At 51.5% G+C, this 22,202-nt stretch carries 20 protein-coding genes and 2 tRNA genes; 4 read left to right on the top strand and 18 right to left on the bottom strand.

Annotated features, from left to right (window positions below; genetic code table 11):
• Window positions 1–104: 104 nt before the first annotated feature.
• On the bottom strand, window positions 105–572 hold the full coding sequence (locus tag Q1M25_RS01800; protein ID WP_049333905.1) for a hypothetical protein: 468 nt from the start codon (window positions 570–572) through the stop codon (window positions 105–107).
• Window positions 573–585: 13 nt separating this feature from the next.
• Window positions 586–1,362, bottom strand: a complete 777-nt coding sequence (locus tag Q1M25_RS01795) for a ThiF family adenylyltransferase (RefSeq protein ID WP_049333907.1) — start codon at window positions 1,360–1,362, stop codon at window positions 586–588.
• A gap of 186 nt (window positions 1,363–1,548) precedes the next feature.
• On the opposite strand from Q1M25_RS01795, the gene Q1M25_RS01790 reads away from it, so the two are divergent.
• The gene (locus tag Q1M25_RS01790) at window positions 1,549–2,013 is read left to right on the top strand and encodes a universal stress protein (RefSeq protein ID WP_049333908.1); all 465 of its coding nucleotides are present in this window, start codon (window positions 1,549–1,551) and stop codon (window positions 2,011–2,013) included.
• A 78-nt stretch (window positions 2,014–2,091) separates the two neighbouring features.
• On the opposite strand, the gene hemL is transcribed toward Q1M25_RS01790, so the two are convergent.
• A complete protein-coding gene (gene hemL, locus Q1M25_RS01785; protein WP_300481117.1) occupies window positions 2,092–3,375 on the bottom strand; it encodes a glutamate-1-semialdehyde 2,1-aminomutase in 1,284 nt (427 codons plus the stop codon).
• 198 nt (window positions 3,376–3,573) lie between these two features.
• Here hemL and Q1M25_RS01780 point away from each other — a divergent pair, with 198 nt between their 5' ends.
• The 3 genes from Q1M25_RS01780 to Q1M25_RS01770 all read left to right on the top strand — a co-directional run bounded on the left by Q1M25_RS01780 (window position 3,574) and on the right by Q1M25_RS01770 (window position 6,900).
• Window positions 3,574–3,969 (top strand): hypothetical protein, encoded by a 396-nt coding sequence (locus tag Q1M25_RS01780; RefSeq protein WP_049333912.1) that lies wholly within the window; start codon window positions 3,574–3,576, stop codon window positions 3,967–3,969.
• Window positions 3,970–4,040: 71 nt separating this feature from the next.
• Window positions 4,041–5,363 carry a tRNA (N6-isopentenyl adenosine(37)-C2)-methylthiotransferase MiaB gene (gene miaB, locus Q1M25_RS01775; RefSeq protein WP_049333914.1) on the top strand — a complete coding sequence of 441 codons (1,323 nt, stop codon included), beginning with the start codon at window positions 4,041–4,043 and terminating at the stop codon, window positions 5,361–5,363.
• Between the two features lie 226 nt (window positions 5,364–5,589).
• Window positions 5,590–6,900, top strand: a complete 1,311-nt coding sequence (locus tag Q1M25_RS01770; protein WP_049344897.1) for an NCS2 family permease — start codon at window positions 5,590–5,592, stop codon at window positions 6,898–6,900.
• 83 nt (window positions 6,901–6,983) lie between these two features.
• On the opposite strand, the gene Q1M25_RS01765 is transcribed toward Q1M25_RS01770, so the two are convergent.
• The 15 genes from Q1M25_RS01765 to gcvT all read right to left on the bottom strand — a co-directional run.
• Window positions 6,984–7,535 carry a hypothetical protein gene (locus Q1M25_RS01765; protein ID WP_300481107.1) on the bottom strand — a complete coding sequence of 184 codons (552 nt, stop codon included), beginning with the start codon at window positions 7,533–7,535 and terminating at the stop codon, window positions 6,984–6,986.
• 394 nt (window positions 7,536–7,929) lie between these two features.
• Window positions 7,930–8,004: transfer RNA gene (locus tag Q1M25_RS01760), tRNA-Glu, on the bottom strand.
• A gap of 12 nt (window positions 8,005–8,016) precedes the next feature.
• Window positions 8,017–8,093, bottom strand: a tRNA-Arg gene (locus Q1M25_RS01755).
• Between the two features lie 132 nt (window positions 8,094–8,225).
• Window positions 8,226–9,584, bottom strand: coding sequence for a deoxyguanosinetriphosphate triphosphohydrolase (locus tag Q1M25_RS01750; protein WP_049359174.1), 1,359 nt, complete (start codon window positions 9,582–9,584; stop codon window positions 8,226–8,228).
• Window positions 9,585–9,640: 56 nt separating this feature from the next.
• Window positions 9,641–10,900, bottom strand: coding sequence for a transcription termination factor Rho (gene rho / locus Q1M25_RS01745; protein WP_003680905.1), 1,260 nt, complete (start codon window positions 10,898–10,900; stop codon window positions 9,641–9,643).
• A 244-nt stretch (window positions 10,901–11,144) separates the two neighbouring features.
• Window positions 11,145–12,047 (bottom strand): DMT family transporter, encoded by a 903-nt coding sequence (locus Q1M25_RS01740; RefSeq protein ID WP_107867788.1) that lies wholly within the window; start codon window positions 12,045–12,047, stop codon window positions 11,145–11,147.
• Between the two features lie 83 nt (window positions 12,048–12,130).
• On the bottom strand, window positions 12,131–13,819 hold the full coding sequence (locus Q1M25_RS01735; RefSeq protein WP_107867789.1) for a glutamine--tRNA ligase/YqeY domain fusion protein: 1,689 nt from the start codon (window positions 13,817–13,819) through the stop codon (window positions 12,131–12,133).
• A 105-nt stretch (window positions 13,820–13,924) separates the two neighbouring features.
• Entirely contained in the window at window positions 13,925–14,704 is a 780-nt protein-coding gene (locus Q1M25_RS01730) for a DeoR/GlpR family DNA-binding transcription regulator (RefSeq protein WP_300481101.1), read from the bottom strand.
• Window positions 14,705–14,776: 72 nt separating this feature from the next.
• Entirely contained in the window at window positions 14,777–15,490 is a 714-nt protein-coding gene (locus Q1M25_RS01725; RefSeq protein WP_004519550.1) for a GntR family transcriptional regulator, read from the bottom strand.
• A gap of 259 nt (window positions 15,491–15,749) precedes the next feature.
• Entirely contained in the window at window positions 15,750–16,169 is a 420-nt protein-coding gene (locus Q1M25_RS01720) for an OsmC family protein (RefSeq protein WP_070873648.1), read from the bottom strand.
• 111 nt (window positions 16,170–16,280) lie between these two features.
• Complete coding sequence (gene thiD / locus Q1M25_RS01715) at window positions 16,281–17,090, bottom strand: bifunctional hydroxymethylpyrimidine kinase/phosphomethylpyrimidine kinase (protein WP_070873649.1); 810 nt, start codon at window positions 17,088–17,090, stop codon at window positions 16,281–16,283.
• Window positions 17,091–17,314: 224 nt separating this feature from the next.
• Window positions 17,315–20,167 (bottom strand): aminomethyl-transferring glycine dehydrogenase, encoded by a 2,853-nt coding sequence (gene gcvP, locus Q1M25_RS01710; protein WP_300481095.1) that lies wholly within the window; start codon window positions 20,165–20,167, stop codon window positions 17,315–17,317.
• Window positions 20,168–20,222: 55 nt separating this feature from the next.
• Entirely contained in the window at window positions 20,223–20,774 is a 552-nt protein-coding gene (locus Q1M25_RS01705; protein WP_300481093.1) for a DNA-3-methyladenine glycosylase I, read from the bottom strand.
• Between the two features lie 107 nt (window positions 20,775–20,881).
• Complete coding sequence (gene gcvH, locus Q1M25_RS01700) at window positions 20,882–21,280, bottom strand: glycine cleavage system protein GcvH (protein ID WP_063068454.1); 399 nt, start codon at window positions 21,278–21,280, stop codon at window positions 20,882–20,884.
• 146 nt (window positions 21,281–21,426) lie between these two features.
• Window positions 21,427–22,202, bottom strand: a 776-nt coding sequence (gene gcvT, locus Q1M25_RS01695; RefSeq protein ID WP_300481088.1) for a glycine cleavage system aminomethyltransferase GcvT, incomplete at its 5' end; no start/stop codon positions are given.

Here is a 22,202-nt window from a genome sequence, read left to right as displayed (position 1 = left end):
TTCTGTAGGCATGTGTAAAGGGTCTTTTTCTTTTTAAGTTTAGTAAGAAGTTTCATCAATAAAAGGCCGTCTGAAACAAGGACAACCCGTTTTTAATATAACAATCAACGTTTTTTACGATTGATTTGCAAAGAAACAATGGCGACGGCAAAGGTCTGCGCCAAGGCCATACCAAACAGGGGCAGGCTGGCAAAAACTGAACCCGTCAGTACCGAACCGATATCTCGGGACAACACAAAACCATCCCTCGCAAGCATCACCACTATCAAAGCCAACAACAGCAAACTTTCGCAGCCGACCAAAAGCCAAATCATTTTAACCGAACGGCGTTTACGCCATTTCATAATACCGGCGTGTAAAAGGCTGAACATCACGACGGACAGAAACGGATAAAGAAAAGTGGTGAATGGGCGGTCATAACCGCTTTGCACGCACAAATAATCGCCCGGCAGCGTATTGCATTCCATCACATTGAGAAACATCGGATCGACAGCATACATCAATACGCCGAACCATACCGCATAAATCAGACTGGCAATAAAGTAGGCTTTAAAAAATCGGCTCTTAACCATCTTCCCCTACCCCTCACTTCCGTTCCGCAATATGCTCCACCGCTGCCTGCGCACAATACAGCCCAAACGAAGCCGTCACCAGCATACTCGCACCGTAGCCCGCGCAGGACAAACCTTGCGGCGCGGCATCGGTCGAACACGCTTCGCCGGATTGCGGCGGCGTAATATTCTCGGTTGAATAAACGCAAGGCACGCGCATTTTTTCTTTGGTATCGCGGCTGAAGCCGTAGCGCTTGCGCAAGGTATAGCGCAAGTTGGAAAGCAGCGGATCGTGGGTAACGCGGCTCAAATCGGCGGTTTGAATCAAAGCCGGATTTTTCTGTCCGCCCGCGCCGCCGCTGATAATAAACGGTTGTTTATGTTGCACGAAATACGCCGCCATCGCAGCTTTGACACGGATTTGGTCAATGGCGTCGATAACAAAGTCAAAAGGCCGTCTGAAAAGCTCGTCCAGATTGTCTTCGGTAACAAAATCTTCGATTTCCGTCACTTCGCATTGCGGATTGATTTGGGCAATGCGTTCGCGCAAAGCGGTAACTTTTGCCTTACCGAAATCATCGGTCAAAGCGTGCAACTGGCGGTTGACATTGGACTCGGCAACGTTGTCCAAATCAATCAGCGTTAAACGACCGATACCGCTCCTCGCCAAAGCTTCTACCGCCCACGAGCCGACGCCGCCGACACCGACCACGCACACATGCGCACGCGAAAAGCGCGCCAGTGCTTCGTCTCCGTAAAGTCTGGCAATGCCGCCAAAGCGGCGCGAAGATAGAAAAGCGGCATCCTGCATAAGTAACCTTGTGATATATCAATAAATTAATGAAAAACGCGACAGGCGATTCGGACTGACATTATACTTGAAAGCAGATGGGCTGTTGTACCCGCCCGAAAGAGTTTATAATCGTTTCACATTCAGACAAGTTCTGATTTCATATTAAACGAAAGTGCCGCTACTCGGCGCAAAAGGAGAATGAATATGTACAAACATCTGGTTGTAGCCGTTGACGGTAGCGAGACCTCCCTCAATGCATTGAAACACGCCGCCGAACTGGCAAGCCTCAACAAAGCCCAACTGACTTTGGTTCACGTTGCCAACCCTGCCGAATACATGGCTTTGGCTCCTGAATTCCTGCAACATGAAAGCTACGAAGCCGCCGCAGTGGCTCAAGGCAACGAAGTTTTGGATTTCGCAGAAAAAACAGCGCGTGAAAACGGCGTTGAAAACATCGTGAAACACTTGTTGGTTGCCAACAAAGGCGCACGCGAAATGGCGCAAGACTTGGTTGACTACGCCGACAACAACGGCGCAGACCTGCTGGTACTCGGCACACACGGCCGCACCGGCCTGATGCACCTGCTGATGGGCAGCTTCGCCGAGACCGTAATGCGTCAAAGCCACCTGCCTCTGCTGATTATCCGCAGCAAAGCCGAAGAAGCATAATCAAGCATTGATTTAAAATAGCGAAAGGCCGTCTGAATATTTTTCAGACGGCCTTTTCTCACATGACAGTTTCAGCTTTTATTTCGCCATTTCTTTGAACACTTCGTGTGCCGCAGCAATGGTTTCATCAATCAGCTCAGGCGTATGCGCGGCGGAAACAAAACCGGCTTCATAAGCTGACGGGCCGAATGCGACATTGCGGTCGAGCATACCGTGAAAGAAATGTTTGAAACCTTCAATATTGGAACGCGCCATATCGGCGTAGTTTTGCGGTGCATGGCTGGCAAAATACAAACCAAACATGCCGCCCACGCTGTCCGCCGTAAATTCAACGCCGTGCGCTTTGGCCGCGTCGGCAATACCGTTGGCGAGGCGTTGGGTCAGGGCAGTCAGGTTTCCATAGAAGCCTTCGCGCTGAATGATTTCCAGCGTTTTCAAACCGGCCGCAACCGCAATCGGATTACCGGACAATGTGCCTGCCTGATACACGCCGCCCAATGGGGAAATACATTCCATAATGTCTTTACGGCCGCCGAACGCCGCCAAAGGCATACCGCCGCCGATCACTTTGCCCATGGTGGTCAAATCAGGCTTGATGCCGTGCAAAGATTGCGCACCGCCCAGCGCCACGCGGAAACCGGTCATCACTTCGTCGTAAATCAACACGGCACCGTGTTTTTCAGTCAATTCGCGCAAGGCTTTGACAAAGGCTTCAGACGGCCTAACCAGATTCATATTGCCGACAAAAGGCTCCAAAATCACACAGGCAATGTCATTGCCGCTTTGGGCAAAGGCTTCTTCCAGTTGGGCGATATTGTTGTATTCGAGTACCAAAGTGTGTTTGGTAAAGTCGGCAGGCACACCAGCGGAAGAAGGGTTGCCAAACGTCAGCAGACCGCTACCTGCTTTCACCAACAGGCTGTCGGAATGGCCGTGGTAGCAGCCTTCAAACTTGATGATTTTGTCGCGTCCGGTAAAACCGCGTGCCAGACGGATGGCGGTCATCGTTGCTTCCGTACCGGAGCTGACAAGGCGCAGCTGCTCGACGGACGGCATGATTTTGGCGATTTCTTCGGCAATGACAATTTCGCCTTCAGTCGGCGCACCAAACGACAAACCGCCCAATGCCGCTTCGCGCACAGCTTCAATGACTTCAGGATGGGCGTGGCCGACAATCGCAGGGCCCCAAGAGCCGACATAGTCGGTATAACGCGTGCCGTTTTCGTCCCAAACATACGCGCCTTCTGCCTTTTTGATAAAGCGTGGCACACCGCCGACGCTGCCGAATGCGCGCACAGGAGAGTTCACGCCGCCGGGAATAATGGCTTTGGCGCGGTTGAACAAGCTTTCATTACGGTTCATGGTCAATTCTTTCGTAAGAGGTCGTCTGAAAATCAAATCGGTACCATTTTAACACCAAATCCTTTTCAGACGGCCCAAGCTTCAAAATAAGAATCGGGCGCAAAATCAAAATTATTCTTTAAAAACAAACACTCTATCCACATTTTTCCTGCTTGTGCTATAATCCGCGACCTATTGAAACAATAAAAGAAAAGCATCATGTTACGCGGATTCATACTCAGCCTCGCCCTTTTGGCGTCATCCCTCGTCCATGCACAACGCAGCCTGCCTGATGATATGGACGTGGCCGTTTTAAAGACTGTCGATTTGCCTTATCTGAAAGTCAGCAAAGGCGGTTTTTCTTGGACGCGCCTGCTGACCTTGGGCATTGTGGACGGCAATGCGGCCAAACTGCAAATCACCCGCTTCACCAAAATCCACGATGAAAACGACCGTTTCATCCCTATGGGCCGCCTGCTGAATCAAACCGGCAAAGCCGTTGCGTTCAAATACAACGAAGAAAGCCGCCTCGTCCGCGAAATCTGGATTTTGACCGACGCCGAAGCCGACAGGTTCATCGAACACGCCAAAAAGCAGAAAAAGGCGGAAGAATAACTTTCAGACGGCCCTGGTATTCAAAGGCCGTCTGAACCCTTTTACAACAAGCAAGTCAATCAAAACAAACCATGAAAAAAGTATTTATCCGCACCTTCGGGTGCCAAATGAACGAGTACGACAGCGAAAAAATGCTGTCCGTCCTCGCCGAAGAACACGGCGGCATCGAGCAGGTTACCCAACCTGACGACGCCGACATCATCTTGTTCAACACCTGCTCCGTGCGTGAAAAAGCACAAGAGAAAGTCTTCTCCGACTTAGGCCGCGTCCGCCCGCTCAAAGAAAAAAACCCAAACGTAATCATCGGCGTTGCCGGCTGCGTTGCCTCGCAAGAAGGCGAAAACATCGTCAAACGCGCTCCGTATGTGGACGTGGTTTTCGGCCCGCAAACACTGCACCGCCTGCCCAAACTCATCGTCGATAAAGAAACCACCGGCCTGTCTCAAATCGACATTTCCTTCCCCGAAATCGAGAAATTCGACCACCTGCCGCCTGCGCGCGTAGAAGGCGGCTCGGCATTCATTTCCATTATGGAAGGCTGTTCCAAATACTGCTCTTACTGCGTCGTCCCTTACACCCGCGGCGAAGAATTCTCCCGCCCACTTAATGACGTATTGACCGAGATTGCCGGCTTGGCACAACAAGGCGTTAAAGAAATCAACCTCTTAGGCCAAAACGTCAATGCCTATCGCGGCGAAATGGAAAATGGCGAAATCTGCGACTTTGCCACTTTGTTGCGCATCGTCCACGAAATCCCGGGCATCGAACGTCTGCGCTTTACCACCAGCCATCCGCGCGAATTTACCGACGCGATTATCGAGTGCTACCGCGACCTGCCGAAGCTGGTTTCCCATCTGCACCTGCCGATTCAAAGCGGTTCCGACCGCGTATTGAGCGCGATGAAACGCGGCTACACCGCCTTGGAATACAAATCCATCATCCGCAAACTGCGTGCCATCCGTCCTGATTTGTGCCTCAGCTCCGACTTTATCGTCGGTTTCCCGGGCGAGACCGAGCGCGAGTTCGAGCAAACCTTGAAACTGGTCAAAGACATCGCCTTCGACTTGAGCTTCGTCTTTATTTACAGTCCGCGCCCAGGCACGCCTGCCGCCAACCTGCACGACGACACGCCGCATGAAGAAAAAGTGCGTCGCCTCGAAGCTTTGAACGAAGTCATCGAAGCCGAAACCGCGCGCATCAACCAAACCATGATCGGCACGGTTCAACGCTGCTTGGTTGAAGGTATCTCCAAAAAAGACCCTGACCAACTGCAAGCCCGTACCGCCAACAACCGCGTGGTCAACTTTACCGGCACGCCCGACATGATCAACCAAATGATCGATCTGGAAATCACCGAAGCCTACACCTTCTCCCTGAAAGGCAAACCGGTATAAACACACACAAACAAAGGCCGTCTGAAACTGTTCAGACGGCCTTTATCTTGGTTCGGCCCGGCATTATCTGATTCATGTATTTTTATTACCCGAACAAAAAGCTTTTCAGTATAATACCGCCCGAAAATTCCCTTATCTGTTGAGAAGTTAAGGCCAAAATCCGAGCTTCCGGCAGTTAAACCCGCTGATGCCGTCCTCGAACGGCTTTCCCAAAGGAATATCTCGAATGAGTTCTTCAAATCAAAGCGTTTTGGAAAGATTATTCAACCTCAACGCCAATCAGACCAACGTCCGCACGGAAATCATGGCCGGTGTGACAACCTTCCTCGCCATGTGCTACATCATCATTGTCAACCCCCTGATTTTGGGCGAAACCGGCATGGATATGGGCGCAGTATTTGTGGCCACCTGTATCGCCTCCGCCATCGGCTGTTTCGTGATGGGCTTTGTCGGCAACTACCCGATCGCCCTCGCTCCGGGCATGGGTTTGAACGCCTACTTTACCTTTGCCGTCGTCAAAGGCATGGGCGTGGACTGGCGTGTGGCATTGGGTGCCGTTTTCATCTCCGGCATCATTTTTATCCTGTTCAGCTTCTTTAAAGTGCGTGAAATGCTGGTCAACGCCCTGCCTATGGGCTTGAAAATGTCGATTGCCGCAGGTATCGGCCTCTTCTTGGCATTGATTGCACTCAAAGGCGCAGGTGTGATTGTGGCCAATCCTGCCACATTGGTCGGCTTGGGCGACATCCACCAGCCTACCGCCCTGCTGGCGATGGCAGGCTTTGTCATGGTGGTTGCACTCGGCCACTTCCGCGTCAAAGGCTCCATCATCATTACCATTCTGACACTGACCGCCATCTCCACCGTCTTGGGCTTGAGCGAGTTCAAAGGCGTGGTCGGCGAAGTTCCGAGCATTGCGCCAACCTTCATGCAGATGGACTTTAAAGGCTTGTTCACCGTCAGCATGGTCAGCGTGATTTTTGTATTCTTCCTGGTTGACCTGTTTGACTCTACCGGCACATTGGTCGGCGTTTCCCACCGCGCAGGCCTGTTGCAAGACGGCAAACTGCCACGTTTGAAACGCGCCCTGCTTGCCGACTCTACCGCCATTATCGCAGGCGCCGCCTTGGGTACTTCTTCCACTACCCCTTACGTTGAAAGCGCGGCAGGCGTTTCTGCCGGCGGCCGTACCGGCCTGACTGCCGTTACCGTCGGCGTACTTATGCTGGCCTGTCTGATTTTCTCCCCACTGGTTCAAAGCATCCCTGCATTCGCTACCGCACCCGCCCTGCTCTATGTAGGCGCGCAAATGTTGCGCAGCGCGCGCGAAATCGATTGGGACGACATGACCGAAGCAGCACCGGCATTCCTAACCATCGTCTTCATGCCGTTTACCTACTCGATTGCCGACGGTATTGCGTTTGGCTTTATCAGCTACGCACTCATCAAACTCTTGTGCAACCGCACCCAAGACGTACCGCCTATGGTATGGATTGTCGCCGTGTTGTGGGCATTGAAATTCTGGTTCTTGGGTTAAACTGCTCAAAAGAACAGGCCGTCTGAAAACTTTTCAGACGGCCTGTTTTATTTTACCCAGCGTTTAAAGCTGTCGGTAAAAGATTATTTTTTCACTTTTTTAGCAGCTGGTTTAGCGGCAGCTTTCGCGCCTTTGTCCAATGCGCAGAAACGGGTAGCGATTTGGTCAACCACTTCTTGTTTGCCATTTACTTCGGTAGTACCGCGGATAGTCAGCATGTTGCCATCAACTTTGTCCACGTTGGCTGCAGTGGCTGCTTCAGCAATCCAAGCAACATTGCCGCCCCAGAATGCGTTTACATCTTTGCTGCTGTCAGTAATACGGAACAGGTTTTCAGTTACTTGGCCTTTGTATTTTACTTGGGCAGCAACAACTTCGTTGCCTTTGAAGCCATACATTACGCTCAGAGGCTCTTTGCCGTCTTTACCGCATTTGTAGTGAACTTCTTTAGTACCGTCGATAGAGTCTACTTTCAAAGTATTAGGTACTGGAGCTTGAGCTTGTTGAGCCTGAGCTTGTTGTTGCGCAGTAGGCGCAGCTTTAACTTCAGGTTTGGCTTTAGAACCGCTGCTACATGCAGTTAGGGCAACAGCCGCCAAAACGGCAGGAACGATTAATTTAACATTCATATTCATAATTGACTCCCAAATGGTTTCAATAAAAAACCAGCAAAGGCCGGCTGACATTTACACATTAACAGAGATATTCCGTCTTGTCTTTATCTCAGACGGCATTTTTTAAGAAAAGTTCAAATAAATATTTTTATTTTCTAAAATCAAGAAATTATAAATATGAAATCATGTAAATTCAGGTTTAGGAACTCTTAAGATGAATACTGTTGTCAATAAATTGGGTTTCGACAATGGTAAAATGAGATTGAAAAGCGCATATAGACGACAAAAAGTCTGGGCAATTTATTTTACATACTTCTGTCTCTTGAGTTGCTGAGCGTTTCAGACAGCCTTAGAATACAAACAGTAAATGCAATAAAAAAACGCAATCCGAAACAGATTGCGTTTTTTTGAAAACTGGCACGCCCACGGGGAATCGAACCCCGGTTACCGCCGTGAAAGGGCGATGTCCTAACCGCTAGACGATGGGCGCAGATAAATCTTGTGGCGCACCCGGAGCGATTCGAACGCCCGACCCTCTGGTTCGTAGCCAGATACTCTATCCAACTGAGCTACGGGTGCATCCTCATCACTTCGCAAGTGCGTTGTGAATCAAGAAGACCGAATAATATAGGTTTTACTGAAACCTGTCTACTTTTTTCACAGAAATTTTTTATATTTTTATTTAACTAATTGAAATTAAACAATATAAAATTAACGTAAAATCCCTACTCCTGACAAATCCTGCGCCATTTTGGCGGCGGAGTTATCGGTCATGCCGCCGACAAAATCCAAGATTTTCATATAGGCCTGATACAGACTGTCTTCAGGAAGAATCGGATTGTGCTTTTTCAACAACTCCAACGCCAAAGACTGACGCGTTGCCAACTGTTTTTCTGCAATCAGGGCATAGGCGGCAGGGACGAGCAAATCCAAGATGGAGCCTAAGCATGGGAACGTGGCAATCTCGGTCAAGAGCTTGGTGTGATGACGAAAAATCCGTGTTTGCGCCAATTCTTTCGCTTTTGCCAAAGTGTTTTGCACTTGCGGGCTACACAGAGCAAGCAAGTCTTTGCCTTTGAATGTTCCGTCCAACAAGTCGGACTGATGCAGCATAAAGGTTTGCGCGACATCATCAATCGCCTTGCCAATCGCAATGCCGCGCAACATGGCGCAACGCTGACGACTGGAGCTGGCATGCCATGCGCTTTCGGCAAAGGTCAGCTCGGATAAAATACTTTCCACTTCCGTATCCGTGAGCAAATCCAATTCAACGGCATCTTCCAAGTCCAGCAAGGCATAGCAAATATCGTCGGCGGCCTCCATCAAATAAGACAAAGGATGACGCGCCCAGCTGTCTGCTCCTGCGGAAACCAGTCCCAATTCGTCGGCAACTTGACGGATAAACGGCAACTCGGTTTGATAAATATTGAATTTCTTTCTGCCGTTTGGATGTTGCGTTGTCCACGGATACTTCAGCAATGCGCCGATGGCTGCCGCAGTCAGGCGCATTCCGCCCGCCTCCGGATACATTTCAAGGCTGGCGACGATACGCAGGCTATGCGCATTGCCTTCATAAGTTTGAATATCGTTGCGTTCCGCTTCGTTTAATGTGTTCAGATAAATTTGATGTTCAGGCCGTCTGAACCAATCGCGCAAAGCATCTTCGCCGGTATGGCCAAACGGCGGATTGCCCAAATCATGTGCCAAACAGGCAACCTGCACCACGGCACCAATATCGCTGGGCGTATTGCCCTGCGGCAGAAAACCGCCATTGTGCAACATCACGCCCACGCGGTTGCCCAAGCTCCTGCCCACGCTGGCAACTTCAACGCTGTGCGTCAGGCGGTTGTGCGTCAAGTCGTGCTGCGCCAACGGATGCACCTGAGTTTTACGGCCAAGGCGGCGGAAGGCTCCGGAAAAAACAACCCGGTCGTAGTCGATGTGAAAATCCGTACGCAAGGCATCGGCACCTTCCTGAGTCGAAGGGGTAACGGTCGGCACGATTTCGCCGTTTTTGGTACGGAAGCGTTGGGTGGACAATAAGTTTTGCCAATTCATTCGGATGGTCATAAAGTTTCCTCAAGCAAAGTAAAGGCCGTCTGAAACATGTTCAGACGGCCTTATGCTTATTTACCGCGCATCAATTCAAAGAAATCGTCGTTATTTTTAGAGTCTTTGAGTTTGCCCACCAAAAACTCGGTCGCTTCGATTTCGTCCATAGGATGCAGGAATTTGCGCAAGAGCCACATGCGTTGCAACTGATCGTTTGGCACCAGCAATTCTTCGCGACGCGTACCGGATTTATTAATGCTGATGGCCGGGAACAGGCGTTTTTCTGCCATACGGCGGTCAAGGTGCAATTCCATATTGCCCGTGCCTTTGAACTCTTCGTAAATCACGTCGTCCATGCGGCTGCCGGTTTCAACAAGCGCTGTCGCAATAATGGTCAGCGAACCGCCCTCTTCCACATTACGCGCTGCGCCGAAAAAGCGTTTCGGACGGTGCAAAGCGTTGGCATCTACACCGCCGGTCAGAATTTTGCCCGAAGTCGGCACGACGGTATTGTAGGCGCGTGCCAAACGGGTAATCGAATCCAGCAGAATCACCACGTCTTTTTTGTGTTCGACCATGCGTTTGGCTTTTTCAATCACCATCTCGGCCACTTGTACATGGCGTTGCGCAGGTTCGTCAAACGTAGAGGAAACCACTTCGCCTCGTACAGAACGGCTCATTTCGGTCACTTCCTCCGGACGCTCGTCAATCAACAGGACAATCAGTTCGACATCGGGATAATTGGCGGTAATCGCATGGGCAATGTTTTGCAACATCACGGTTTTACCGGTTTTAGGCGGGGCCACCAACAATGCACGTTGGCCTTTACCGATTGGGGAAACCAAGTCGATGGCTCGGCCGGTCAGATTCTCTTCGGCTTTGATGTCGCGCTCGAGTTTGAATTGTTCGGTTGGGAATAAAGGCGTGAGGTTTTCAAAGAGGATTTTGTGTTTGCAGACTTCGGGCTGATCGCCGTTGATGGTATCGAGGCGGACAAGTGCGAAATAACGCTCGTTGTCTTTAGGTACGCGCACGCTGCCTTCGATGGTGTCACCGGTGTGCAGATTGAAGCGGCGGATTTGCGTGGGCGAAACATAAATATCGTCAGGGCCGGCAAGGTAAGAAGTATCTGCGCTGCGCAGGAAACCGAAGCCGTCGGGCAGGATTTCGAGTGTGCCGGAACAGGTAAAGCTGACATTTTGCTTCATCATCTGGCGGACGATGGCAAAAACGAGGTCTTGTTTGCGGAAACGGTTGGCGTTTTCAATGCCATGTTCTTCTGCCATTTCCAAGAGTTTGGAAATGTGGAGGGTTTGGAGTTCTGAAACGTGCATAGTATTGATATATTTTGAATGGTATCAGAGAGATGGCACAAAGGCCGTCTGAAAGGATGAAATCGTGCCGCAGGATACGGTAGATTTTTGAGAAAGTTGAATTTTAGGCAGTTGGAGGCAGGGTGTCAAATTTTTAAATCGAACACTGAGCCGATACCATAATCTTACCATGCAATAAGATTACGGCTGGAAGTAAGGTGGCAACCGCAATCTTATCATCAAAAATCCGAGTATTTACCCAACTTCAGACGGCCTTTTGCCCGTATCGCATCAGCGTCATGCCGCCGACCGCCGCCGCACAACCCGCAACCAGCGAAATATGCAGCGGTTCGCCCAAAAACCACGCCGAAGACAGCACACCGAAAATCGGCACGAGCGTAATATACGCCGCCGCGCTGCCTGCACCCAAAGTCTTCACGCCTTCGAAATACCACGCGTAGGCCAATACCGTCGCACCGATGACCAACCACGCCAAGGCTGTCCAACCGCGCCCATCCATTGCCGCTATTGCCTCAAACGGCATTCCATCCGTCCATAACGCCACCGCCGACAACATCAACGCACCGATGAACGATGTTGCTGCCGTTACCGTCAGCGCATCTATCCCGCGCAAAACCGCACGACCAATTAAAGTATAGGCCGCCCAGCAGACCACGCAGCCAAAAATCAGCCACTCCCCCGCCTTGATGCCGCCCGATAATACCGTCAACGGCTGCCCTTGCGTTACCACCATAATGGCACCGCCGACCGCCAGCAGCATGCCCGCCAAAATCTTCGAATTTAAACGCTCGCCGAAAAACCAAGTCGCCAACAGCAGTGTCAATACCGGATTCACCGCCACGACCACCGCCGCCTTGCCTGCCGGCATAGTTTGCAAACCCAACATAAAAAACACCGCATAGCCGCACACGCCGACGGAAGCGGCTGCCGTCAAGCCCAGCCATTGCCGCGCCGACAAAGCCGCCAAAGTCGCGAACCTGCTGCGCGCAAACAACCAGCCCAACAACAAAACCGAAGCCAGTACAAACCGAACCGCCCCGCCCGTCAACGGCGGCAGCGACTGCCCCAACATCCGCCCCATCGGCCAGGATGCGCCCCACAACACTGCCATTCCCAGCAGTTTCAAATGTACAGAATAACGTTCCATCCCATCCCTTTTATAGACAAAGGCCGTCTGAAAACCGGATTTCACGTTTTCAGACGGCCTTCAATTTAACGACTGCAAACAGATTACTTAGGCTGCCAAGAATCTTTCAACGTCACCGTGCGGTTGAACACCGGAGTGTCTGTGCTGTGGTCTTTGCGGTCAGTCACGAAATAGCCGATACGCTCAAACTGCCAACGGCTTTCTGCCGGCAGATCTTTTGCGACAGGTTCGGCGTAGGCGGTGATTTCCTTGATGGATTCAGGATTGAGGAAATCGGTGAACGGCAGGTAGTTGCCGTCTTCGCCGCGCACGGCATCGGGACGCTCGACGGTAAAGAGGCGGTCGTACAGGCGGACTTTGATTTCGGCGGCGTGTTCGGCGGAAACCCAGTGAATCACGCCTTTGACTTTTCTGCCTTCAGGATTTTTGCCCAAGGTGTCGTGGTCGATACTGCATTTGAGTTCGACCACATTGCCCGCCTCGTCTTTTACTACTTCATCGCACTTGATCACATAGCCGTGGCGCAAACGCACTTCGCCGCCGGGAATCAGGCGTTTGAAGCCTTTAGGCGGATTTTCGGCAAAGTCGTCGGCTTCGATGTAGATGGTTTGGGAAATAGGTACTTCACGATCGCCCATTTCTTCGTGGTTCGGATGAAACGCGGCACGGCGGCTTTGGGTTTTACCCGCTTCAAAGTTGGTCAGGGTCACTTTGAGCGGATTCAACACCGCCATCAGACGCGGGGCGGAGTTTTCCAGCTCTTCACGAATCGCTCCTTCCAACACGCTCATATCGACGATGTTTTCGGATTTGGAAATACCGGCGCGTTTGGCAAACAGGCGCAGGCCTTCGGGCGTGTAGCCGCGGCGGCGCATACCGGAAATGGTCGGCATACGCGGATCGTCCCAGCCGGAAACATGGCCTTCTGAAACCAGTTGGTTCAGCTTGCGTTTGGACGTGATGGAATACAGAAGCTCCAAACGGGAAAACTCGTATTGGCGCGGACGCGTGGCGTGCGGCGCTGGGATGTTGTCCAACACCCAGTCGTACAACGGACGGTGGGCTTCAAATTCGAGCGTACACAAGGAATGCGTGATGCCTTCGATGGCATCAGAAATGCAATGCGTGTAGTCGTACATCGGGTAGATGCACCATTTGTCGCCGGTGTTGTGGTGATGGGCGCGGCGGATGCGGTAGATGACCGGATCGCGCATATTGATGTTGCCTGAAGCCATGTCAATTTTCAGGCGTAGGGTTTTACTGCCGTCGGGAAATTCGTCGTTTTTCATGCGCGTGAACAGGTCGAGGTTTTCTTCGATACTGCGGTCGCGGTAAGGGCTGTTTTTGCCTGCTTCGGTCAGCGTACCACGGTATTCGCGCATTTCTTCGGGTGTCAAATCATCGACATACGCTTTGCCGTCTTTGATTAAACCGACGGCGTAGTCGTAAAGCTGGTCGAAATAGTTGGAAGCAAAACGCGGCTCGCCCGCCCAATGGAAACCCAACCACTCAACGTCTTCTTTGATGGCGTTGACGTATTCGTCGTTTTCTTTTTCAGGGTTGGTATCGTCAAAACGCAGGTTGCACAAGCCGTCGTAAATATAAGCCAAACCGAAGTTCAAGCAGATGGATTTGGCGTGACCGATGTGCAAATAGCCGTTTGGCTCGGGCGGGAAACGGGTTTGGATGGCTGTATGTTTACCGCTTTTGAGGTCTTCTTCGATGATGGTGCGGATAAAGTGGTTGTCCGCGAATTGGTCTTTATTCAACATAATATTTCTTTGATGGGAAAATGATTTTCTGTTTTCAGACGGCCTGAGCATTCAATTAGGCCGTCTGAAAGGAATGGAATGATGGCTCAATTGTACCCGACTTGGCTACTTTGATACAGGGTCGGCAACCTGCCACGCTACACCGCGCTCGTTTAGGGTTTTCTGCATGGCGGCGGATGGTATACGGTCGGTAAACAGCTTATCGAATGCGCCGATATCACCCAGTCTGACCAAGGCATTGCTGTTGAATTTGCTGTGGTCGACGCCTAGATAGCGCACGCGGGCATTGTTCACCATTGCCTGCATGACGCTGACTTCCTTGTAATCGTCATCTAAAAGCGAGCCGTCGTTTTCTATGCCGTGGGTACTCATGATGGCATAGTCGACTTTGAATTGGTTGATGAAATCGACAGTCGCCACGCCGGTAATACCACCATCCAATGGGCGGACCACGCCGGAAGCGATGATGACCGTGTAGTCGGTACGCGCCGCAGTGATGGAGGCGGCGTAGATATTGTTGGTGATAATCCGCAGGTTTTTACGCTGTCTGACCAACTCGGCGGCGACGGCTTCCATGGTGGTGCCGATGCTGATAAAGAGCGAGGCATTGTCGGGAATGGTGGAAGCGATCAATTGGGCAATGGCGTTTTTTTCCTGCTGCTGATGGTTGCGCCGCTCCTGCCCTGCCGTTACGACTGAAACGTCGCCCAAAGATGCGCCGCCGTGATAGCGTTTGAGCTGTCCGGTCTCGCTCAACTCCTGCACATCGCGGCGTATGGTTTGCGGCGTAACATCCAAATTCGCCGCCAACTCTTCCACCGTCATGAAGTTATGTTCGCGGACAAGGGTGAGGATATGTTCGTGTCTTTGGATTTTGGGTTTCATGGCGTTTCGCTTTGTAGGGATAAACCAATGGCCGTCTGAATATTTCAGACGGCCTTGTTATTGTCAACCCGATTACATCTCGAGTTTTTGTTCCAAGCGTTCCATACACGCGCCCAAGTGACGGCGCATGACTTTGGTCACACGGTTGCGCTTGCCTGCCAGCAACAAATCGAGGATTTCTCGGTGTTCATGGTGTGAATTGGAATCGATGTTGCGCTTTTCTTTGCGAAGCGGATCGGAAACGGCCACAATCAATGAAGAGCGCGCGCATAAGGTATTCATGATTTCAAACAGGACATCGTTGTCCAGCAGTCGCGCCAATTCGACATGGAAGGCATTGGACAGGCGGTTCCAGCCCACGCGGTCGCCGCTTTCGGAGGCTGCGCCCTCTTGCTCAATCATGGCGTAAAGCGGTTGCAGACGCGTTTCCAAATCAGGCATATCGATAAGGACGCTCAAAATCATGCTTTCCATTTCGATACGCGTGTTGAACACGTCTTTCATTTCTTTCAAGTCCGGCACATGAACAAATGCGCCGCGATTGGGCTGCAAATCGACGATTTTATCGTGCGCCAAAAGCGATAATGCGCCACGCACGGTATTGCGCGAGCAAACCATTTGTCGGCAAAGCTCGGACTCAGTCAGTTTTTTGCCCGGCAGCAGCAGATGGTCGGTAATGCCGTCCAAAATCAATGCGTACACGCGGAAGAGTTCCGAATCGTGACGCTCTTCCAAAATAAGCGATGAAGTTGCAGGCGCAACGTTGGTATTATTTTCGTAATCCATAATGTTTCCCCAGTATCCGTATTAAGGCGCAAGCGTTTACAAACCTGCATCTTTCGGGGTTGTTTAAAATATAATTAAAAATTGTTGACAATGTTAAACGAAACTTGCACAATGAGATCAACAAGCCAAGTTATAAAGGCTGATAGAGAGAGAGAAAAAGGAATAAAAAGCAAGCAGATATATTCATGTTAATGCGTGAATATATCTGCTTTTTTGTGTGCAGCCGTCTCACGCTCCGGCTTTTTCCTTGAAAACCGCCTTATTCTGTTTCGACAATCTCGAAGCTGTGGCTCATTTTTGCCGCTTTGCCCAGCATAATCGATGCGGAGCAATATTTTTCAGCAGACATCTGTACGGCGCGCTCAATCGCGCTTTCTTGCAAACCCCGGCCATACACTTTGAAGTGGATATGGATTTCGGTAAACACGCGCGGCACGGTGTCGGCGCGTTTGGCAGTCACTTCAGCGCGGCAGTCGGTGATTTTTTGGCGTTGTTTCTCGGCAATCATCACTACATCGATGCTGGAACAGCCTGCTACACCCAACAACAGCATTTCCATCGGGCTAGGGCCGCGTTTGACTTCGCCTTCAGCCGCCGCGCCTTCCATCACAACGCTGTGTCCGTTTGCCGTTGTACCGACGAAGCACATTCCGTCTATCCATTTTGAGGTAACTTGCATGGTGTCTTTTTTATCCGTAAAAGCATTAATCCGATATTGTAAACAATTTCAAGTGATAAACCTAGTCAGGCCGTCTGAAAAATACAATCAATTACAATTGGTCTGAACGCATTATTCATCCCGATACGCCCAGTGGTTGACCGGCCCGTGCCCTGCACCGATGCCCAAAGGATAGGAAATGGCGGCGGCAATATAGTTTTTTGCCGTTTGAACCGCCTCGGGTACGCTAAACCCTTTTGCCAACTCGGCAGTGATGCAGGCAGAAAATGTGCAGCCCGTGCCATGGGTATGCGGCGTTGGGAAACGTTTGCTGTTCAGCTCGATGGTTTCATATTGCGTAAACAGCCAGTCGGTGCAATATTCGCTTTGGCTGTCGGCAAGATGGCCACCCTTAATTACCACATTTTTCACACCCCAATCCTGAAGAATTTTGGCGGCGCGTTCCGCATCTTGGCGGTTTTCAATATTGATACCCGTCAATGCCTGCGCTTCGGGCAGATTGGGGGTCAATACGTCCGTATGCGGCAACAGCAGGCGTTTCATGGCTTCAACGGCTGAATTTTCCAACAACGGCGCTCCGCCTTTGGCAATCATGACCGGATCCAACACGCGTTTGCCGAAGTCGCATTCGGCGGTTTGTTCCGCCACGCATTCGATGATTTCCGCCGTACCCAACATGCCGATTTTATAGGCACGGATTTGGAAATCCTCCTGAATCGCGGCAATTTGCGCAGCAATCATGTCGGTCGGTATCGGATGCACTGCCGATACGCCCAAAGTATTTTGTGCGGTAACCGCTGTCAGTACGCTGGTACCGAACACGCCGCGCATCTGAAATGTCTTCAAATCTGCCTGTATGCCCGCGCCGCCGCCGGAATCTGAGCCGGCAATCGTCAGCGTTTGAATAAAAAGTTCGTCCATCATATCCTCCTGTTTTTCAGACGGCCTTGTGTTTATCGTTGTTGAGAGCAGTTTGGTTTTATCCGCAAACAAAGGCATTCGCCGTCTATCTTTCCGAATGCCTTATTTGTTGTTTTACCAAAAACAAATGTACGTTCTCGGGCGGAATATCTTAACAAACAAAAGGCCATCTGAAAACTATTTTCATTTTCAGACGGCCTGTTCAATTTTAAACCTATTCAGGCTTATTCTTCGTATGCGTCAATCGGCAAGCAGGAGCAAACCAGATTGCGGTCGCCATACACTTCATCTACCCGTTTGACGCTCGGCCAGAATTTGTGTTCGCGAACGAACGGCAATGGGAAGACGGCTTCTTCGCGAGAGTACGGATGCGCCCATTCACTGGTTACGTCGGACGCGGTATGCGGAGCGTTCACCAGCGGATTATCCTCTTTCGGCCATTCGCCGCGCTCGACTTTCAGCACTTCCTGTTTGATTTGTTTCAGGGCGGCGATGAAGCGGTCGAGTTCGGCTTTGCTTTCGCTCTCGGTCGGCTCAATCATCAGCGTGCCGGCAACAGGGAAAGAAACCGTCGGCGCGTGGAAGCCGTAGTCCATCAGGCGTTTGGCGATGTCGGTTTCAGTGATGCCGCTTTCGGCTTTGAGCGGACGCAAATCGACGATACATTCGTGCGCGACGCGGCCGTTTTTGCCTGTATACAGAATCGGATAGTCTTCGCTCAGGCGTTTGGCAACGTAGTTGGCGTTGAGCAATGCCCAGCACGTTGCCTGCTCCATGCCTTGTTTACCCATCATGGTCAGGTACATCCAGGTAATCGGCAGGATAGACGCAGAACCGAAGGCCGCAGCAGCAACGGCGGTTTGGTCGGCACTGGCGCTGTGGGTGTCGGTCAAAGCGTGTCCCGGTGCAAACGGGGCAAGGTGGGCTTTCAAACCGATAGGACCGACGCCCGGACCGCCGCCGCCGTGAGGGATACAGAAGGTTTTGTGCAGGTTCATGTGCAACACGTCCGCGCCGACTTCGGCAGGCTGCATGATGCCAATTTGGGCGTTGAGGTTGGCACCGTCCATGTAAACCTGTCCACCGTTTTCATGGATGATGCGGCAGATGTCGCGGATGCCTTCTTCGTACACGCCGTGGGTGGACGGGTAAGTAATCATGATGGCGGACAAAGCGTCGCGGTATTGCTCGGCTTTGGCTTTCAAATCGTCGATGTTGACGTTGCCGTGTTCGTCGGTGTCGACAACGACGACTTTCAAACCCAGCATGGCCGCAGTCGCAGGGTTGGTGCCGTGGGCGGATTTGGGAATCAGGCAGATGTTGCGGTGTCCCTCGCCGTTGGCTTCTTGATAGCGGCGGATGGAGAGCATGCCGCTGTATTCACCCTGCGCGCCGGAGTTGGGCTGGAAGGAAATCGCGTCAAAGCCGGTGATGGCTTTCAGGCTGTTTTCCATGTCGGTCAAAAGCGCGCGGTAGCCTGCGGCTTGGTCTTTGGGGGCGTAGGGGTGGATGTCGGTGAACTCTGCCCAAGTAATCGGCAACATTTCCGCAGTCGCGTTGAGTTTCATGGTGCAGCTGCCCAATGAAATCATGCTGCGGTTCATCGCCAAATCGCGGTCTTCGAGTTTTTTCAGATAGCGCAGCATTTCGTGTTCGGTGTGGTAACTGTTGAACACAGGATGTTGCAGAATGTCGTCTTGACGCAGCAATTCGGCGTTCAGACGGCCTTTGACGTCATCGGCAAATGTGAACGTATCTTTGCCGGTAAACACGCGGTACAAATCAACCAAATCTTCGCATGCCGATGTTTCATGGAATGCAGCCGCAACTTGAGTATCGTTAACGCGGCGCAGGTTGTAACCCGACGCCAAAGCAGCGGCAAACACTTGGTCTGCTTTCTCTTTGCTGCCGAAATCGACAGTAACGGTATCGAAGAAGACTTTGTGAACCACATTCAGGCCGTCTGAAACCAGCGCATCGGCAAAGGCAGAAGCCAGTGCATGAATGCGGTTGGCAATGCGTTTCACGCCTTCAGGACCGTGGTAAACGGCATACATACCGGCCAAGTTCGCCAGCAATGCCTGTGCGGTACAAATATTGGATGTCGCTTTTTCGCGGCGGATGTGTTGCTCGCGGGTGGACAAAGCCATGCGCAAGGCAGGTTTGCCCGATGCATCTTTGGATACGCCGATGATACGGCCCGGAGCGGAACGTTTGAACTCGTCTTTAAACGCGAAATAAGCAGCGTGCGGACCACCGAAGCCCATCGGTACGCCGAAGCGCTGGGTGTTGCCCAAAGCAATATCTGCGCCCAGTTCAGCCGGAGACTTCAGCAAAACCAAGCTCATGATGTCGGCGGCAACGGCCACGATTGTGCCTTTGGCTTTCAGACGGCCGATAACGTCCTGCAAGTCTTGTACGTCGCCGTCTTTGCCGACGTATTGGAACAGCGCACCGAAGTATTCACCTTCGTCGGCTTGGGCAAAATCGCCGACCACCAGTTCAAAGCCGAAATATTTGGCGCGGGTTTTCATCACATCCAAAGTTTGCGGATACACGCGCGCATCTACAAAGAAACGCTCGGATTTCACTTTACCCACGCGGTGCGCCATCGCCATCGCTTCGGCGGCAGCAGTCGCCTCATCCAGCAAAGACGCGCCTGCCACAGGGAAACCGGTCAAATCGATACACACTTGTTGGAAGTTCAACAAAGCTTCCAAACGACCCTGCGCGATTTCCGCCTGATACGGCGTGTAGGCAGTGTACCAACCCGGATTTTCCAACACGTTGCGCAAAATCACGTTCGGCACGCGGGTCGGGTAATAGCCCAAGCCGATATAGGATTTGTTGATCACGTTTTTCAACGCAATGCCTTTCAATTTCGCCAACGCGTCCGCCTCGGTCAGGGCTTCGGGCAGGTCGAGTTCGGACGGCATACGGATGCTTTGCGGCACAGTATTGCCGACAAATTCGTCCATGCTCTTCTCGCCGAGCGCTTCCAAAAGCGCAGCCTCGTCGCCAAAGCTCAAATGGCGCGCGGCAAATTCGTTCGGATTGAACAATTCAGATAGTTTCATTTCTACTCCTTCGGTGTTATCGATATCAACACTGTTTTTTCTTGCAGATGTTGTTTCAGACGGCCTCCGCCCACTTTGGACGACATGCCAATATTTCCCTATAAACCGGACAGGTTTCCACATGCGCTCCGGGCAGGTAGCCGGTACTCATCAGAAATTCGCCGACGATTTCGCCACCGACAAATTTGAAATGTTTTTTAAACAGTTTCACCCATTCAGCCTTGTCGAGCGGATGGTTCGCATCCAGCCAGTTTTTGAATGAGCCGTATTCTTGCTGTATTTGTTTGATTTGTCGCGCGTTATAAATGGCTGCGTTGATTTTCAGGCGGTTGCGGACGATGCCTGCATCGGCAAGCAGCCGCTCAATATCGGCTTCGTCAAATGCGGCGACCGTATCGATGTCAAAACCTTTAAATGCCGTCTGAAATGCCTGCTGCTTCTTCAGCATCAGCATCCAGCTCAATCCTGCCTGATTGATTTCCAACACCAGCCGCTCAAACAATTCATTGTCGTCCTCAATCGGAAAACCGTATTGCGTGTCGTGATAATGTTTGTTGGGATTGTCCGTATCGTCAGGAAGCGTGTCGACAAATTCGCAGTAATTCATGTTTGCTGAGGAAAAATTGAAACAAAGGCCGTCTGAAAGCATTTTTCAGACGACCTAAGACCTGCAATATCAAACAGATGAAAAACCTGTTTGGATGTTTGCAAAAATCAAGCTACTTCGCCTGCGTATTGTTCGGCAGTCAGCAGACCGTCGTAATCTGCAGGATTGGCAGGTTTGATTTTGAAGAACCAGCCTGCGCCGTAAGGGTCGCTGTTGGCAGTTTCCGGAGCACTTGGCAAATCTTCGTTGACGGCAACGATTTCGCCTGCAATCGGAGCGTATACGTCAGATGCGGCTTTTACAGACTCAACCACACCGGCTTGTTCTTCGGCAGCCAGGTTTGCGCCGACTTCTGGCAGCTCGACAAACACGATGTCGCCCAACAGCTCTTGCGCGTGATGGGTAATACCGACGGTGATGGTACCGTCTTCTTCAAGGCGCAGCCATTCGTGGCTGGCAACGTATTTCAGTTCTGCTGGGATGTTGCTCATGGTTTGATACTCCATTGATAGGGGGTTATTTTCAGACGGCATCTTCATGAATCAATATCCACAGATGCCTTGTTCAATGCTTTCTACAAACGTCCGTATCGGACGACAATTAAAACCTGCTTTCAGACGGTCCTTAACAAAAAAGGCCGTCTGAACCGATATTAATCAAACTGTTTTTGACCGTTGCGCACAAATGGCAGCTTCAGTACGCGTACGTCCACTTCTTTACCGCGCATCAGCACTTTGGCGGTATCGCCGTCAAAGTCTTTCGGTACGCGCGCGATGGCGATGGATTGTTTCAGGCTTGGCGAGAATACGCCGCTGGTAGTTTCGCCTTTGCCTTTGTCGGTTAACACTTCCATATGCGCGCGCAGGATGCCGCCTTTTTCAAGCAACAGGCCGACCTGTTTCACGGTAACGCCTTTTTCTTTCAATGCCAGCAAGGCGGCTTTACCGACGAAGTCGCGGCTTTCGTCTTTCAAGTCAACGGTCCAACCCATGCCTGCTTCGAGCGGGCTGGTATTGTCGTCCATATCGTTGCCGTAGAGGTTCATGCCGGCTTCCATACGCAGGGTGTCGCGTGCGCCAAGGCCGCAAGGCTGTACGCCTGCTGCTTGCAGGGCTTTGAAGAATGCGACGGCTTCAGTGCCCGGCAGAATCACTTCGACACCGTCTTCGCCGGTATAGCCTGTACGGGCGACAAACCAGTCGTTGCCCAAGTCTGCACCTTGGAACGGTTTGAGGTTGTGGACGACATCCGCCCATTCGGGTTTGACGGTCAGGAGTTTTTCAATGGCTTTAGGGCCTTGTACGGCGAGCATGCCGAGGTCGTAGCGCGGATTGAAGGCAACTCCGAACTCTTGTCCGACTTTGTGGAATTGTGCCGTGTCTTTTTCGCGGGTCGCGCCGTTGGACACGATGCGGTATTGGGTTTCGG

Origin of the sequence: uncultured Neisseria sp. (assembly GCF_951230505.1) — a bacterium.
GTDB lineage: Bacteria > Pseudomonadota > Gammaproteobacteria > Burkholderiales > Neisseriaceae > Neisseria.
Note: the sequence above shows the minus strand (reverse complement) of the source record. Positions and strands in the feature narration are given on the sequence as shown.

Excerpts from the sequence above, each read along its gene's own strand:
- Q1M25_RS01800 (WP_049333905.1), bottom strand. The coding sequence starts at position 572 with ATGGTTAAGAGCCGATTTTTTAAAGCCTACTTTATTGCCAGTCTGATT.
- Q1M25_RS01795 (WP_049333907.1), bottom strand. The coding sequence starts at position 1,362 with ATGCAGGATGCCGCTTTTCTATCTTCGCGCCGCTTTGGCGGCATTGCC.
- Q1M25_RS01790 (WP_049333908.1), top strand. The coding sequence starts at position 1,549 with ATGTACAAACATCTGGTTGTAGCCGTTGACGGTAGCGAGACCTCCCTC.
- hemL (WP_300481117.1), bottom strand. The coding sequence starts at position 3,375 with ATGAACCGTAATGAAAGCTTGTTCAACCGCGCCAAAGCCATTATTCCC.
- Q1M25_RS01780 (WP_049333912.1), top strand. The coding sequence starts at position 3,574 with ATGTTACGCGGATTCATACTCAGCCTCGCCCTTTTGGCGTCATCCCTC.
- miaB (WP_049333914.1), top strand. The coding sequence starts at position 4,041 with ATGAAAAAAGTATTTATCCGCACCTTCGGGTGCCAAATGAACGAGTAC.
- Q1M25_RS01770 (WP_049344897.1), top strand. The coding sequence starts at position 5,590 with ATGAGTTCTTCAAATCAAAGCGTTTTGGAAAGATTATTCAACCTCAAC.
- Q1M25_RS01765 (WP_300481107.1), bottom strand. The coding sequence starts at position 7,535 with ATGAATATGAATGTTAAATTAATCGTTCCTGCCGTTTTGGCGGCTGTT.
- Q1M25_RS01750 (WP_049359174.1), bottom strand. The coding sequence starts at position 9,584 with ATGACCATCCGAATGAATTGGCAAAACTTATTGTCCACCCAACGCTTC.
- rho (WP_003680905.1), bottom strand. The coding sequence starts at position 10,900 with ATGCACGTTTCAGAACTCCAAACCCTCCACATTTCCAAACTCTTGGAA.
- Q1M25_RS01740 (WP_107867788.1), bottom strand. The coding sequence starts at position 12,047 with ATGGAACGTTATTCTGTACATTTGAAACTGCTGGGAATGGCAGTGTTG.
- Q1M25_RS01735 (WP_107867789.1), bottom strand. The coding sequence starts at position 13,819 with ATGTTGAATAAAGACCAATTCGCGGACAACCACTTTATCCGCACCATC.
- Q1M25_RS01730 (WP_300481101.1), bottom strand. The coding sequence starts at position 14,704 with ATGAAACCCAAAATCCAAAGACACGAACATATCCTCACCCTTGTCCGC.
- Q1M25_RS01725 (WP_004519550.1), bottom strand. The coding sequence starts at position 15,490 with ATGGATTACGAAAATAATACCAACGTTGCGCCTGCAACTTCATCGCTT.
- Q1M25_RS01720 (WP_070873648.1), bottom strand. The coding sequence starts at position 16,169 with ATGCAAGTTACCTCAAAATGGATAGACGGAATGTGCTTCGTCGGTACA.
- thiD (WP_070873649.1), bottom strand. The coding sequence starts at position 17,090 with ATGGACGAACTTTTTATTCAAACGCTGACGATTGCCGGCTCAGATTCC.
- gcvP (WP_300481095.1), bottom strand. The coding sequence starts at position 20,167 with ATGAAACTATCTGAATTGTTCAATCCGAACGAATTTGCCGCGCGCCAT.
- Q1M25_RS01705 (WP_300481093.1), bottom strand. The coding sequence starts at position 20,774 with ATGAATTACTGCGAATTTGTCGACACGCTTCCTGACGATACGGACAAT.
- gcvH (WP_063068454.1), bottom strand. The coding sequence starts at position 21,280 with ATGGAGTATCAAACCATGAGCAACATCCCAGCAGAACTGAAATACGTT.